General features: G+C 66.5%; 15 protein-coding genes. 5 read left to right on the plus strand and 10 right to left on the minus strand.

Annotated features, from left to right (window positions below; genetic code table 11):
- Positions 1–140: 140 nt before the first annotated feature.
- The 9 genes from POM99_RS06235 to POM99_RS06275 form a co-directional block, all read right to left on the minus strand.
- On the minus strand, positions 141–395 hold the full coding sequence (locus POM99_RS06235) for a hypothetical protein (RefSeq protein WP_053556498.1): 255 nt from the start codon (positions 393–395) through the stop codon (positions 141–143).
- Positions 396–590: 195 nt separating this feature from the next.
- Positions 591–1,133, minus strand: coding sequence for a hypothetical protein (locus POM99_RS06240; protein ID WP_277276002.1), 543 nt, complete (start codon positions 1,131–1,133; stop codon positions 591–593).
- A 183-nt stretch (positions 1,134–1,316) separates the two neighbouring features.
- Positions 1,317–1,574 (minus strand): hypothetical protein, encoded by a 258-nt coding sequence (locus POM99_RS06245; protein ID WP_053556496.1) that lies wholly within the window; start codon positions 1,572–1,574, stop codon positions 1,317–1,319.
- A 20-nt stretch (positions 1,575–1,594) separates the two neighbouring features.
- The gene (locus POM99_RS06250; protein WP_053556495.1) at positions 1,595–1,975 is read right to left on the minus strand and encodes a hypothetical protein; all 381 of its coding nucleotides are present in this window, start codon (positions 1,973–1,975) and stop codon (positions 1,595–1,597) included.
- Between the two features lie 23 nt (positions 1,976–1,998).
- Positions 1,999–3,123, minus strand: coding sequence for a phosphoadenosine phosphosulfate reductase domain-containing protein (locus POM99_RS06255; RefSeq protein WP_277276003.1), 1,125 nt, complete (start codon positions 3,121–3,123; stop codon positions 1,999–2,001).
- A complete protein-coding gene (locus POM99_RS06260; RefSeq protein ID WP_053556494.1) occupies positions 3,120–3,815 on the minus strand; it encodes a hypothetical protein in 696 nt (231 codons plus the stop codon). The genes POM99_RS06255 and POM99_RS06260 overlap by 4 nt, the downstream gene beginning before the upstream one ends.
- Positions 3,816–3,834: 19 nt before the next feature.
- Positions 3,835–4,179, minus strand: a complete 345-nt coding sequence (locus tag POM99_RS06265; protein ID WP_053556493.1) for a hypothetical protein — start codon at positions 4,177–4,179, stop codon at positions 3,835–3,837.
- Positions 4,163–4,561, minus strand: a complete 399-nt coding sequence (locus POM99_RS06270) for a DUF6915 family protein (RefSeq protein WP_053556590.1) — start codon at positions 4,559–4,561, stop codon at positions 4,163–4,165. Before POM99_RS06270 ends, POM99_RS06265 begins: the two co-directional genes overlap by 17 nt.
- Positions 4,562–4,564: 3 nt before the next feature.
- The gene (locus POM99_RS06275) at positions 4,565–4,813 is read right to left on the minus strand and encodes a DUF6878 family protein (RefSeq protein ID WP_277276004.1); all 249 of its coding nucleotides are present in this window, start codon (positions 4,811–4,813) and stop codon (positions 4,565–4,567) included.
- On the opposite strand from POM99_RS06275, the gene POM99_RS06280 reads away from it, so the two are divergent.
- The 4 genes from POM99_RS06280 to POM99_RS06295 all read left to right on the plus strand — a co-directional run bounded on the left by POM99_RS06280 (position 4,798) and on the right by POM99_RS06295 (position 11,784).
- Positions 4,798–5,859 (plus strand): aminotransferase class III-fold pyridoxal phosphate-dependent enzyme, encoded by a 1,062-nt coding sequence (locus tag POM99_RS06280; RefSeq protein WP_277276005.1) that lies wholly within the window; start codon positions 4,798–4,800, stop codon positions 5,857–5,859. The genes POM99_RS06275 and POM99_RS06280 overlap by 16 nt on opposite strands.
- Entirely contained in the window at positions 5,856–6,713 is an 858-nt protein-coding gene (locus POM99_RS06285; protein WP_277276006.1) for an SMP-30/gluconolactonase/LRE family protein, read from the plus strand. The genes POM99_RS06280 and POM99_RS06285 overlap by 4 nt, the downstream gene beginning before the upstream one ends.
- A 182-nt stretch (positions 6,714–6,895) precedes the next feature.
- Positions 6,896–8,380: a N,N-dimethylformamidase beta subunit family domain-containing protein gene (locus tag POM99_RS06290; RefSeq protein ID WP_277276007.1), complete on the plus strand. Its 1,485-nt coding sequence runs from the start codon at positions 6,896–6,898 to the stop codon at positions 8,378–8,380.
- A 377-nt stretch (positions 8,381–8,757) separates the two neighbouring features.
- Complete coding sequence (locus POM99_RS06295; RefSeq protein WP_277276008.1) at positions 8,758–11,784, plus strand: CHAT domain-containing protein; 3,027 nt, start codon at positions 8,758–8,760, stop codon at positions 11,782–11,784.
- Between the two features lie 12 nt (positions 11,785–11,796).
- On the opposite strand, the gene POM99_RS06300 is transcribed toward POM99_RS06295, so the two are convergent.
- Entirely contained in the window at positions 11,797–12,306 is a 510-nt protein-coding gene (locus POM99_RS06300; protein WP_277276009.1) for an OmpA family protein, read from the minus strand.
- 37 nt (positions 12,307–12,343) lie between these two features.
- Between POM99_RS06300 and POM99_RS06305 the strand changes: the two genes are divergently transcribed.
- A complete protein-coding gene (locus tag POM99_RS06305) occupies positions 12,344–13,288 on the plus strand; it encodes a hypothetical protein (RefSeq protein ID WP_277276010.1) in 945 nt (314 codons plus the stop codon).
- The last annotated feature ends 577 nt before the right edge of the window (positions 13,289–13,865 follow it).

The raw sequence follows: 13,865 nt of genomic DNA on the forward strand, positions 1-13,865 counted from the left end.
TTTGGTTCATTGCTGCGGCTGGCAGCCGAACCGGCAAGGTAGAACAGATATGATTGTGCGGAAGGAAAGAGGCTGCACGCTCTACCGCACAGCCTCTTGACCTGAGAACTCCCATGTGAGGGGGCCGAAGCCCCCTTGGATCACTTGATGATCGCGGCGGCGTAGCCCCCGATGGTTCCAGCAATGACGCTGAGCGAGATCGCGGTAACCTGCAGCCACCGAAGTGTGCCCATGTCCTTGCGCATGGATTTCAGTTCGCCGACGAGGCTGGCATTGGCTTCGCTGATCTTCACGGCGATGTGTCCTTCGAGACTTTCGACCACCTTCTGGGCTTCGTCTGCACTGATCTTAGCAGAACGCAGCGCGCGGAAGAAGTCGATTGGCATGTTCGTCATGGTAACCTCCTTGATCTGACGAGGGTTCCGGCAGGACGCGCGGGACCAGGAGGTCAGGGACGCGATCGGGCGCAGCCCGTCGCGCCGCATGGCGGGCGGTGGGGGAACCGATTTTCTAAGGCGGCGGGCTCGCAAGAGACCGCGACGTGAAAATTGGGGGGACCGCCGATCCTTGACCGACGCCGGGTCCGCGCGTCACGCTGGGAGTGCCGGTGAGCCCTCCCCCGCCCCTGGACCGAAGCTGCCCTCGAGCAACTTGTGGCGTGCCGTCTCCAGCTGGGCGATGCTGGCGATCCAGACCGACCGTGCGACATGGTCATCCGGAGACTGTGCGAGCTTCTCCGCAAACCTGCGGGCCCGATGGTTGATCGCTTCGGCGACCAGCAGGATCTCGTCGAAGGTGAAGCTGTGCGCGAGCGCACATCCCGACGACCGCAGCGGAAGCGTTGCGTAAGGCACGAACGGATCGGCGAGCGGCATGTAATGCCGAACGGCTTCGTCGACGGCCTTGACGACGGTGTCCATCGGTACCCCGGCGATCATCCCGTTGTCGTCGGCCGCAGCATCGTCGAGGACGGCGAAGCTCCCGGCCTCGACAGTCACGGCGAAGGGTGTAGGCCCCGCCGTTGCCACGACGCATTCGTCTGTGACGAGAAGCACGTCTTGGGGTTCAACCTGATTGTCGCGGAGCGCGGACAGCGCCGCCGCGGAGGAAGCGAAGTGGTGGACCCGGTGCATTGCCGTATCCTTTCGATCTGTATGTTCAGAACAAATTCACGATTGACAAGAGTCCTTGTGCGACTGCGAACAGATTGTCTCAAAGCGAGGCAATCCAGTCGCTTGCGGCGGTTTACTTGTCGCTTGTGAGCTATTGCATCCGTTCCGGAGCAATCTGCCGTTCCCCCTTGCCTTTCGTCCGCGTCAGCTGGGGTTGCGAATGATGAATGCTCGGATCGCCGCCTGCTGGCGGTCCAGCTTGGCGGTCAGCGCACCGATGTCCGACCGATGGGCGTGCTGCAGGCGCGCCAGTGAATCTTGGTATTCGACCTCATCGGTCTTGCGCCATCCGCTGTCACCACGATGCGCCGCTGGCGAATTGGCGGAGCGTGCGGCATCGCGGCGAAGACGGTCCTGCAAGCCGTTAAGGCGCGCGCGGACAGCATCGCGGGCGGCGATCATCCGGTGATACTCTGGTTCCTTCACGACGGCGCTCCGAGGCGCTCGAGGAGCATCACGAGGATCGAGGGCTTCTTGGCCTCTTCGAGCTTGCGGCTGTCGACGACGTGGGTGCCGCCCCGGGTGATGGCAAAGCAGTCGAAGGTGGGCGACTGCCCGCCGTTCGCGTTCGGAATCGTCGAGCCGCGATCGTGGTACTGGATGTCGATAAACGCCGGTGGGCCGCCGGTCTCGTAGGGTCCGAAGTAGAAGGTGACGCGATTGCCGTCGCTCGTCTTGGTGGTCAGGGTGAATCCCCCGTCGGGAATGTCGATCACCTTGTGCGGAACGTCATTGAACTGTGCGAAGCCGATCGCGGTTGCGTCGGCCGCCCGCATGACGGGCAGTTCGGTGATATCGGGCATGGGACTTCTCCGTGTTGAGAGGATCAGGCGGGCTTGGCGAGCATCAGCTGCTCGAAGCGGCCGCGCACGGCGCGGGCATCGCTGAAGCGATTGTCGAGGCGGTGGCGTGCCAGGATCGATGCTCGGGACGCCGCGATCCGGGTTGCCTCGTCGAGCGTCGGCAGGCGGGGTGGCCAGCCTTTGCAGAACCGCAGATCGGCGGGCATCGCAGCCTCCAGCGCGCGGCGCTCGGCCGCGTCGCGCTTCGCGCGCTCGATATCCGCCCGCAGCGTCGTGGGGAGCAGATGCGGTGCGGTGTCGGCGAGCCATCGCGCGGGCTGAAACGAAAAGGTCGAGCGTGCCTCGAGGTCGACCAACTGCAAGAGCGCTTCGCGATTGGTCGGCGCTGAAGCCGACGCCTTGGCGTCTGCCAGGGACTGCAGCACGCAGTAGCGGCATGATAGGCGAGTGGAGCCGTAGCAGGTGTAGGCTTCGTGGAGCGGGATCCCGAGGGCGTCATGCAGCGCGAAGACCTGATCGGTCGCCCAATGGACGATCGGGTGCCACACCATCATGGCGGTGCCGTTGGCGTTCCCCGGCCTCGCGAAGCGGTCGTCGGGCTTCCATTCCGGCGCCTTGCTGCGCGCGGCGCTCTCGTCGCGTCGGATGCCGATGATCTGGACGATCGTTTCGCCGGCGAATTCGCGTGCGAGGAAGGGCCCAAGCACCTGCGCCTTCTGCTCTGACGTGCAGAATCGGAGTGAGGCCGAGGACCACGGACCGATGAGGTTGTAGATCTCGAGATTCTCGTAACGGGCTTTCCCGTTGGCGAAGCGCTGTTCCCAGCGGTCGATCAAGTCACCTCCGCGGCGGCGGCGAACGTGCAGCCGGATTCCCGCGCGCACGGCCAGCGCTTCGACCATATCAGGGGTGCTGTCCCATTCGGCGCGGCCGAGGTCGGCATGGACCGCTATGCGCCGGGAGCGCGGATGCCCGATGGCATCCAGCGCCAACATGGTCGCGAACAGCGCGGCCGAGGAATCCTTGCCGCCCGAGAGGTTGAATACGGCCCAGGCACCGTCCCGCAGTGCCCGCTCGATCTCCGGCGGGAGCGCGATTGGGGGGATTGCGCTGGCCGCGGGAAGGACGATACGGTTGACGGCGGTCACGGCGACCCTGCCGGGCATGCGAGCCATTCGGGTTCGTCGTGCGCAATCGGCTTGTCGAACGCGGCGGCCTCGGCCTTGGAAAAAACGGTCGCTTCAGCCAATCGTCCGAAACCGGTTTCGTTGTTCCAGAACGACAAGCCATGCTCGGGGTCGCGCGTGGCGAGCACGAAGCCCGAACGGCCTTCGTCGGTAGGTGTGCCGTCGAGGCCGGCGCGCAGGATATCGGATGTGCTGTGGTAGCGGATCCCGGCTTGGGTGATCACGATGGCCCCACCGCCGAACTCGTCGTGGCGAAGCCGATCGCAGGTGTAGGCGTACTGGAATCCGAGCGGCAACGCGGACTTGGCGCACGCGAACAGCAGGTTCGCGACCTGTTCGACGCCGAACTGGTCACCGGTGAAGCTCACGATCTTGGTGTCGGCCTCGGGTCCGTCCTCAATGGTGATGTCGGCGTCGAGACAGGGAAAATCCGCGTCGGGAAAGATCGTCATGACGCCGGCGAACGGGTCGGCATCACCGCCCGGGAAAGCGGTCGCGAATTCGGGGCCGAGGTCCGCCACGAAGGCGGTGGCTTCATCGCCCTCGACGCCGTTGTCGATGGCCTCGATCGCGCGCTGGACCGCGGCGATCAGGCGGGCTTCGGACGCGGTAACGGTGACCGCGAATGCGGCCTGAAGATAGTTGTTTGCCACGGTGGGTCTCCGGTTGCCGTCAGGCGAGAAGGGGGGCGACGGCGGGGTCGATTTCGAAACCGAGCTGCCGCGCGAACTCGGCCGCACGGCGGATGGCGCCAGGCTCGACCTTCAGCGATTCGGCGACGATCTCTAGTGTGTCGCCGTCCTTCGACGGCGCCATGCTGTGCAGGTGGCCGTGCGCGGTGGTGATGGCGAACGGCCAGGTCATAGCGACCGCGACGACGCCTTCGGCGTGTACGAGCAGCGTGTCGCCGGTCTCGATCGCCTCGTCGATCTGCGTCGCATCGTAGGCGTTGCCGGTCGTCTCGAAGGCGTGGATGCGGTGCGCGGTGAACGCGAAGCGCTCAGAGTCGGTCAGCATCGGCCTCTCCCTTCACGGTGACGGTGATGATGTCGGGGTCGAGGCCCGGCGAGCCTTGCGGATTCGCGCGGAGCATCCAGCTGGCGGGCCGTATCTCGCGGGCCCAATCGGCGAAGGAGGGGACGCGTCCGAGATCCTCGATGACGTGCTGCTCGCCGATCAGGCGGACCGGCACGATGCGGCCGTCGCTGTTGACGATCGTCTGGCCGAAGATCGTCTCCAGCATGAAGATGCCTTCGGCATGGTGACGCAGCGCACGGTGCCGGGGGTCGGCGATGATCGCCTTGGACTGGTCGAACCAGTCGTGAAGCGCCCGATAATCCTCGACCCGTCCGCCCCAGCGGCGAACCGACGACAGGCAATGGTAGTAGCAGTGCGACATCGGTCAGCCCTCCCATTCGTGGGTGAAGCACTCGGTCTCGGTGATCCGAACGCTGTGTTCGAGGACGGCCTTGCGCGCGGCGATGTCGATGGTGAGCTCGCCGAAGGCGCCGTCGCCGTCCTCCCAACCGTTGTGCTTCTGGGCCAGCATCTCGAGGCCGAGATCGTCGATCGCTTGGGCGAAGGTCGTGTCGACCTCGAATGCGTCGCCGCGGAAGGGAACTGACCAGGACGTGCATGGCATTTCGGGCATCGGCAGTTCCGGTGCGGTGCCATCGTGGTCCGCTGGTCCCTGCAGGCTGGTATCGGTCGAACGCGTTGGGACAGCCGCACCGCAAGAAGGTGATCGTTCGGGACCGCGCCTATCACGGATCGACCCTTTCGGCGGCGGCCCTGACCGGCCTGCCGGGCAACCATACCTCGTTCGATGTTCCCGCCCAGCGCATCCTGCGCACGCGGTGTCCGCACTTCTGGCGCGAGGGGCTGCCCGGCGAGGACGAGCAGGCATTCAGTGATCGCCTGATTGCCGAGCTTGAGGCAATGATCCTGGCCGAAGGTCCCGAAACGATCGCCGCGTTCTTTGCCGAACCGGTGCAGGGTGCCGGAGGCGTGATCGTGCCGCCTTCGGGCTATTGGGAAAAGATCCAGACGCTGCTCAGACGGCATGACATCCTGCTGGTGGTCGACGAAGTCGTCTGCGGCTTTGGCAGGACCGGAACCATGTTCGGATCGACCACGTTCGGAATCGCGCCGGACATCATGATCGTGTCAAAGCAGCTGACCTCTGCCTATGCGCCGCTGGCCGCCGTTCTCATCAACGACCGGGTGTTCGAGCCGATCGCCGCCGAAAGCGACCGGATCGGCACCCTGGGCCATGGCTTCACGAGCAGCGGCCACCCGGTCAGTTGCGCAGTCGCGCTGGAAACCATCCGGATCATCGAGGAAGAGGATCTGTCCGGCCGGTCCGCAGCCATGGGCGAACGCCTGCTGGCCGGATTGCAGCGCTATTCCGACCACCCGCTGGTTGGCGAAGTGCGCGGAACGGGCCTGCTTGCCGCGATCGAGTTCGTGACCGACAAGGACCGCAAGACAAGCCATCATGGCGCAGGGCACCTTGCCCAGACGATGGGCCGGCTGTTGCTGGCGGAAGGTGTGATCGTGCGCGCACTGGGAGAAGCCATCGCTTTTTGCCCGCCGATGATCATAGATGAAGCGCAGATCGACGATCTGGTGGCGCGCGTGGGGGCGGCGCTGGAAAATCTGGAAGCGGCCGTGGAAAGTGGCGGGAGGAAGGCATGAGCAAGTTCGAAACGATCGTCGAAGGGCTGGGCTTTCCCGAAGGACCCGCGTTCCTGCCGGACGGGAGCGTGGCCTTCGTCGATCTGCTGCACCAATGCGTGCGCCGCTACCGGGCGGGAGAGACCAGCGTGATCGCCCGGCTCGACGGATCGCCCAACGGCATGCGATTGGGCCCCGACGGTGCGCTCTATATTGCCAATAATGGAGGCGTGGCCCCCGATGGCCTGCACGCGGTCAAGGTGATGGACAACCAGGTGACCGGCCGCATCCAGCGCGTGAGCCTGGACGGGCTGGTCGAGGATGTCGTGACGGATCTGCCCGGCGAAGGGCCTTGGCGTCCCAATGACCTGGTCTTTTCGCCCGAAGGGAAAGTGATGTTCACTGACCCGCAGAACTGGGAACAGGTGGAGGACTGGGGAACCGAGGGCCGAATCCCGGGCTATGGGGGCGGGCGCCTGTTTGCCGCCTCGATCGGTGGGCCGGCAACCCACCTCCTGGATTTCTACGGCTTCACCAACGGACTGGCCTTCCATCCGGACGGATCCTTGCTGGTGGCGATGACCTTGCTCAAGGCGATCATCAAGCTTCCCTGGCATGGCGACCGCGTGGGCCAGCCAACCATGTGGTGCCAGTTCGAGGATGGTACCGCGCCCGATGGGATCCTGATCCATGAGGACCTGCTCTACGTCGCCGGGAGTCTGGGCGATCGGGTGTCAGTTGTCGACATGGGCGGGCGCCATGTCCGCGCGATCGAGATGGAGGCGGGAAGCGACCCCACCAATCTTGCGGTTGGCGGAGGGAAACTTTGGATCACGCTCGGCCTGCCGGGCAAGCTTGTCACCATGGATCTGTGACGGGTTGGCGGGCGATGGGCGCAACACAGGGAAACACACCGGTTCCGGACCGCAATGTCGTCAATGTCGGATCGCGCAGGTCCGGGGCGAGCGGAGCCGACGACGGCTGGATGGCCCGCCACTGGTATGACGCCCCGGGGCAGAACCCGATGTGGCCCGACGTGCATGTCTATACTGACCAGATGTCCTATGCGCCCGGCGCAGAGGTGCTTTTCCACGCCAGCACGACGGCGCGCGAATGGTCGTTGGAAATCGTCCGAGACGGGGCCGTGCCGCAATCGGTGCATCAGTCCGGAGCCATTCCGGGACGCCATGTCCCCATTCCCGAGGATGTCGTGCGGCTCGGTTGCGGTTGGCCGGTTGCCTATCGCTGGACCGTGCCATCGTCCTGTGCGTCCGGGTTCTTTCGGGTCATTGCCTCGTGCGAAAGACCCGACGGGACACGTTTCGTGCACCAGCAGTTCTTCGTTGTCCGTCCGCACGGCCCCCGCCGCACACCGTTTCTCCTGGTGCTGCCAACCGCAACCTGGACGGCATACAACGATTGGGGAGGCGCCAATCATTACCAGGGCAGGGACGGATATTCGCCGGTTCTCAGCCTGAAGCGGCCATGGCGGCACGGCCTTGTCTGGCTGCCAGAGGGTGCCCCGCGCATCGTTTCCGACCGCCATCGCCCACCGCTTGCGCCGCCACAGTACCGGATGAAGGAATGGGCCCTGGCCAATGGCTTCGGCCAATATGCCAGCGCTGCCGGATGGGCCCAGTTCGATCGTCATTTCGTCGTGTGGGCAGAGCGGAACAATCTTGCCATAGACATGATCACGCAGACCGACCTTCACTATCGGCCTGAACTGCTGGATGGCTATCGGTGCCTGATATTCGTCGGTCATGATGAATACTGGTCCGCCACGATGCGCGATCACGTTGATCATTTCGTGGAGGGCGGGGGCAAGGTCGCGCGCTTTGCAGGCAACTTCCTTTGGCAGATTCGCCTCGAAGACGAAGGACGGACCCAGATCTGCTACAAGTACGATGCGGCAAGTGAAGACCCGGTCCGGGGGACCGATCAAGCCCATCTGCTGACTAGCGCGTGGGAAGACCGGCTTGTGAGCCGCCCCGGCGCCCAGACATTCGGGGTGAATGCCCTGCGCGGCATGTATGCTTCATGGGGCGGTTTCGCGCCAGCAGGTACGCGCGGCTTCACCACCTACCAGCCGGGCCACTGGGCCTTTGCCGGAACCGGCCTGCGGTATGGTGACATCCTGGGCGATGCCAGTGAAGTCTTCGGCTACGAGGTGGACGGCCTGGAATACGGGTTCGAGCGGGGTTTGCCATACCCCACCGGAGCGGACGGCGCGCCGAATGACCTGCAAATTCTGGCCATGGCCCCGGCTACACTGGCGGAAGACGTCATTCAGGACGATCAAGCTGCGTATTACATCCGTAACGCGGATTTGGCCTTCGCGGCACAGGCGATTGACGGCGAGGTCACGCCGGAAGCCCTGGATCGACGCCGACGCGGTTCGGGCATGATTGTTCATTTCGGAAAGGGCAAGGGGGAAGTGTTCACCGCCGGGACGTGTGAATGGATCATGGGACTGACACGGGCAGACCAGCAGGTCCACACGGTAACGATGAATGTCCTCAGGCGCTTTTCCGCAGGCTAGCTGAGCCGGGTGCGCCGCCGCGTTGCCCTTCTGCGCCAGGGTCGGAACTCGACCAGGGCCCGTTTGAGGCTCTGGCGGAATGGCCCATCACGATAAGACGGTGCGCAGAATATCTCGATGGCCCGTGTTCTGGTGCGCTGCGCGGCAAACCGCCTCGCTGGGCGGATCGGAAGCCTTTGACGACAATGTGTCACCGATCACAGCGCAGCTGGTGCAGGCCTGGCATTCCGGATGCACGGTTGATGCGGCGATTCTGGCGCTCTATGCCGTGAGGCAAGGGGCATGGGATGTCCCCTTTGGGGTGGGGGCCTCTTGATACGATGCGCGGCATTGGACGTTTTTCGATAATTCCGATCCTGCTGGCGACGGCACTTCCGGTGGCAGCGGCCCTGGCGCAGACCCCGGCCGTGACCGGGGGCAGCAATGCATCGTGGCGGCCGCTGGCCGACCGGCTGGCGACGGCAGTGGCCGACGACAATGCCGAGATGGTGGGCAAGCTGGCGCCGCTGGTTGAGGTGCTGGTGTCCAAGGGGCCGGCGCCGAGCGAGGATGACGAGGACTTCGGCCTCGCCACGCTCGATTCCGCCTACCTCTTCCTGCAGGACAATGCCGGGCGGCGGCGCGTGCTGGAGCGCAAGCGGGCGGTGCTGACGGCGCGCCAGGGGCCCGACAGCTATTCCGCGCGGATGATGGCGGGCGAAGAGGCCGACCTGCTGCGCGCAGAGGGCAAGCCGGCAGAGGGCGAGGCGCTGCTGCGCCGGGCCGTGGCAGCCGCACCCACCGGTGACCCGGCGATCCGCATCGCGCTGCAATCGGCGCTGGCGGAATACCTGGGCAATGCACAGCACCTGTCCGAACAGGCCGATGCGCAGCGCGACCTGCTGGACATGCAGGTGGCGGCGCATGGTGCGGATTCGAACGATGCCTTCACCGCCACTTATGAACTGTGCTGGACGCTCGGGCAGCTCGGCCGTTCGGAAGAAGCCATCGCACTGGCCGCCGGAGCCGCGCCGCGGGCGGAGGCGGTGTGGCGTGCCACCGGTGCGGACGAGAACAACAACGGTTCGTTCCAGAGCATGGCCGCGGCGATCCGTCTGTCCAACCTGATGGAGTGCCAAGCCGACCAGCTCGGCGCGATCGGCAAGGTGGAGGAATCGGATTACTACTTCGACGAAGTGAACAAGATCCGCACCCGCTATTTCAGCCGGCCGATCCACATCGTGGCGCGCACGTACAACAACATGGCGTTCCGCCAGAACTTCCAGGGCCGCTATGCGCTGGCGGAGCAGAACGCCCGCTATGCGCTGGAAATCTATGAGGGGATGCTGCCCGACGGGCCAACGGACGACGACATCACCTATGCCAAGTATCGCTACAACCTCGCCTCCGCGCTGCTGGGGCAGGGCAAGGCGGAAGAAGCGGTGCCGCTGCTGCGCTATGGCGTGCCGATCCAGCGCAAGCTGGACCCCGACCACCCGGACCTGGTGATCCTGCTGACCACGCTTTCGCGCGCGCTGGTGGCGGCGGGCGGCCATACGGACGAGGCGCTGGAACTGGCGCGCGAGGCGGCGACCATTGCCCGCAAGCACCGCGATGCGCGGTTGGCCGGGGGATACGCCAACAGCGCGCCCGATCCGGCGAGCGCGGCGCTGACCCGCGCGGTGGCGGGCGACAGCAAGACGCACGATCCGCTGTCGATGGCCTATGGCGCGCTGATCGAGGCGACGCGCGGGAAGATCGAGGGGAGCGACGAGGCGGGCGCGCAGGCGACCCTGCGCAACGAGCTGTTCATCGCCGCGCAGGACCTGGAGCAGTCCTCTGCCGGGCAGGCCATGGCCGAGGCGGCGGCGCGATCGGTGGCGGGCGATGGCCCGCTGGGCGAGCTGGTCACGCGCAAGCAGCAGCTGGTCGCCCGTGCCCGCGCGCTGAGCAATGCGCTGTCCAAGGCGCTGGCCGAGGGAAAGTCGCCGGGCATCGTGGAGCAGCGCAAGGCGCTTGACGCAGCGGCGGCGGAACTGGCGACGGTGGACGCGCAGCTGAAGCAGCGCTTCCCCGCGTTCGAGGAACTGGTTTCGCCTGCGCCGCTTTCCATCGCCGAGGTGCAGGCGCGGCTTGCGCCGGACGAGGCGCTGGTGCTGATGGTGCCCAACGCCAAGGACTACTACGCGCTGGTCATCTCGCCCGACCAGTCGCTTCTGCGCGTCAGCATGGGCGCGACCGAGCCGGTGGCGGACCTGGTGCGCCGCCTGCGCTGCCGGGTGGACGAGGCGAGCTGCACCCGTGCCGAGGACATGGACCAGACCGCCAGCGGCGATGAAGAGCTGAAGGGCATCGACGCCTTCTTCCCCCGCTTTGACCGGGCGGCGGCCTTTACCCTCTATCGCAACCTGTTCGCACCGCTGGAGCCGGGGCTGGGCAAGGCCAAGCGGGTTTTCGTGACCATCGCCGGGCCGCTGGGCGGGGTGCCGCTGCCGCTGCTGGTGACCGACTTCGACCCCGACAAGGACAAGGCCGAAGCGGGCGACGTGAACACGCTGGAACAGACGAAGTGGCTGGGCGACAAGTATGCGTTCATCACGCTGCCGGCCGTTTCCGCACTGCGCTTGGCCAAGGTTGCGGCCTCGACAGGCGGCGCGGCGCGGCCCTTTGTCGGCTATGGCGCGCCCAGCCTGCTGGGGCCAGAGGGCGGATCGCGCAGCGTGGAGAGCGGCGGGCGCCGCCGCCTGCGTTCAGGCATCCAGGGCATCACCGTGGCCAGCCCCGATGCGCTGCGCAAGCTATCTCCCCTGCCCGGCACCGAGATCGAGCTGAAGCGCATGGCCGAGGCGCTGAAGACCCCGCCAGGCGCGCTGCGGCTGGGCCAGGCGGCAACCGAGGGCGCGCTGAAGCACGATCCGCGATTGGCGCAGGCGGGCATCGTGGCCTTTGCCACGCATGGCCTGCTGCCGCAGGAAGTGGGGCGTGCGGCGGAACCGGGGCTGGTCTTCACCCCGCCCGCCGTGGCTTCGCCCGACGACGACGGCCTGCTGACCGCCAGCGAGGCATCCAAGCTGAAGCTCAATGCCGACTGGGTGATCCTGTCTGCCTGCAACACCGCCGCATCCGACGGCACGCCGGGATCGCAGAGCCTTTCGGGCCTCGGTCGCGCGTTCCTTCACGCCGGGGCGCGGGCGCTGCTGGCCAGCCACTGGCGCGTGTCCGACGAGGTGACCGCGGTGCTGACGGTGGAGACGATGCGCCTCTCACGCCAGGGGATGACCAAGGCGGAGGCGCTGCGCACGGCGATGGCGGAAGTGCGCACGGGCAAGCGGCCCGACGGCACCCCCCTGCCCGCCTGGCAGGAGTTCTGGGCGCACCCGGCGGCGTGGAGCCCCTTCGTGCTGGTGGCGGCGGAAGGGCGCTGAGAACCCGTGGGCTCAGCCGCAGGGCGCCTGCACGGTAACGCCGTTGCCGTCCACCGGCATCCCGCCGATCGCGATGTTGCGCAGCCTGGCCGGTGCGAAATCGACGCGATCATTCATCGGGCTGCCCTGTGGCCCGGCCGGCTTGTCGGACCCGAAGGTGACGAAGATCAGCCGGCCGCAATCCACGCCATGATCGCGGAACCACGCCGCCAACCGCTCCGCCCGGGCGCGGCCAAGCCCGATGTTCGCCTGCGGATCCGCAAACGCGGCGGTGTTGGTCTCCACGCGCAGCAGGGTGATGGAGGGCTTCTCCGCCAGGAACCGCACCACTGCGGCGAGTGCGGCCTCGCTTTCACCGGCAAGCGTGTCTCCCTTTTCGGCGAAGCGCACGACCTGCGGCAGGACCAGCAGTCCGTTTTCGATGCGCACGGCGGGTGCCTGCGCCACGGCGTTGCCGGTGCCCGCCATCACCAATGCCACCGCCAACGCGGCCGCCTGCGCCAGCCTTCCCATTCGCTTCATCGCCGTTTTGCCCCCCGTTAAGGCCAGGATCATGCCCATGCGCCCCACCAGATGCCTTTTGCCGGTGCTGCTGTCGATATCGATCGTGCCAGCGCCCGCGCATGCCGCCCCGCCGCAATCCGCCCCCCCGGCCGAACTGGTCGCCGACGTGACCGCCGAACTGCGCGAAGGCGGCGTGACCGCGGCCGAGATCGCCCGCGCGCGCAGGCTCTATCGCCCTGTGTCACTCACCGGGCCGCAGACACAGATCGGGGCGCAGGGTGGGGCGCAGGACTGGCTGGTGGACATGCGCGCCGCTCCCAGCGGCATGCTGTGCGGCACCGGCGGCTGCCCGGTGGAAGTGTGGACCATGCAGGGCGGCCGTTATCGCCGCGCCTTCGCGCTGCAGGCGCTGGACTTCACGGTGGCGGCTGGCCGGCGCCTTGAGGTCTCGCTCAACGGGGTGCTGTGCGGGGCCACCGGCAGCGAGGACTGCCGCTATGCCTTTGCCTGGGTGCCTGACGGCACAGCGGGCGCAGGCTGGTTCCTGCAGGCACCGCCCCCCGGCGAGGCCAGGGGCTATGCCGGGCCGATCGTGCAGGCCGATCCGCAGGCGATAGAACGCGTGCCCCCCGCCCTCGCCGCGCGTGACGGCTTTGCCGCATGGTGCCGATCGGGCGGGGGCGAGCCCGATACCGAGGATGCGCTGGCCCTTCTGCCCGACCTGACCGGCGATGCCCGCCCCGAAGCGCTGTTCGATGCGAACCGCGCGACTTGCACCGTGAACGGCGCCGATGGCGAAGAGAGCCAGCGTCCGTGCCCGGAGGGCGAGGAGGCGTGCCGGTCATTGCTGCTGGTGTCAGCTCCGCAGGGCTGGACGCCCCGCCCCCGGCGCGAACCTTTCGACTACTGGATCCGCTGGGACGAGCGCGGCGCACACATGGCCGTGGCCGCACCGGACTGCGGGATGTGCGAGATCGAGGAACTGGACCTCAAGCAATAGGTCCCTCGGGGCAGCTTACGCGAAAGCGGTGGGCCCCTGGTTGAAGGGTGGGGGAGTTCTGCGGGCCGAGCCAGCTTGCCAAAGTGGGGTCTTGTTTCACGCGGCAAAGCTCGACCGAGGGCGCGCATCGCCTGAACTCACTGTCTTTGGCGTGCCTCTGCGCAAGCGATGAATGCCCTGACATCGTCAGGCAGCGTCGAAGGATCAAAAGGCTGATCATCAAGTCTCGGCGCCTGAGATATCGCAAGATCGCAAGCCGACATCACGCGCCGGACGAGGCCCGCGCACCGCTGATGCACGCCCCACCTGCCCAGTTTTCCGACGACGGACCGGCGAAACTACCGTTGGCAGACGGATGGCCTGCAATTCTGCTATCAACGATAACACATCGCCTGCTGCACATTTGTCAGACCATCCCGGCTGTGACGCGGATTGCCTGCAGGTGCGCGCCTGCTTGCGATGGCCATCATGTGCGCAAGGGCATCGTGCATGCCCCAGGCCGTCGGACCAGACGCTGCAGGGGAGCCAGCGCTGAAAGAGGTTGGCGCGCCTGCTTCCCCGCTTGACGCAACCGAGT

It is taken from the genome of Novosphingobium cyanobacteriorum (assembly GCF_029436685.1).
In the GTDB taxonomy this organism is placed as follows: Bacteria; Pseudomonadota; Alphaproteobacteria; order Sphingomonadales; family Sphingomonadaceae; genus Novosphingobium; species Novosphingobium cyanobacteriorum.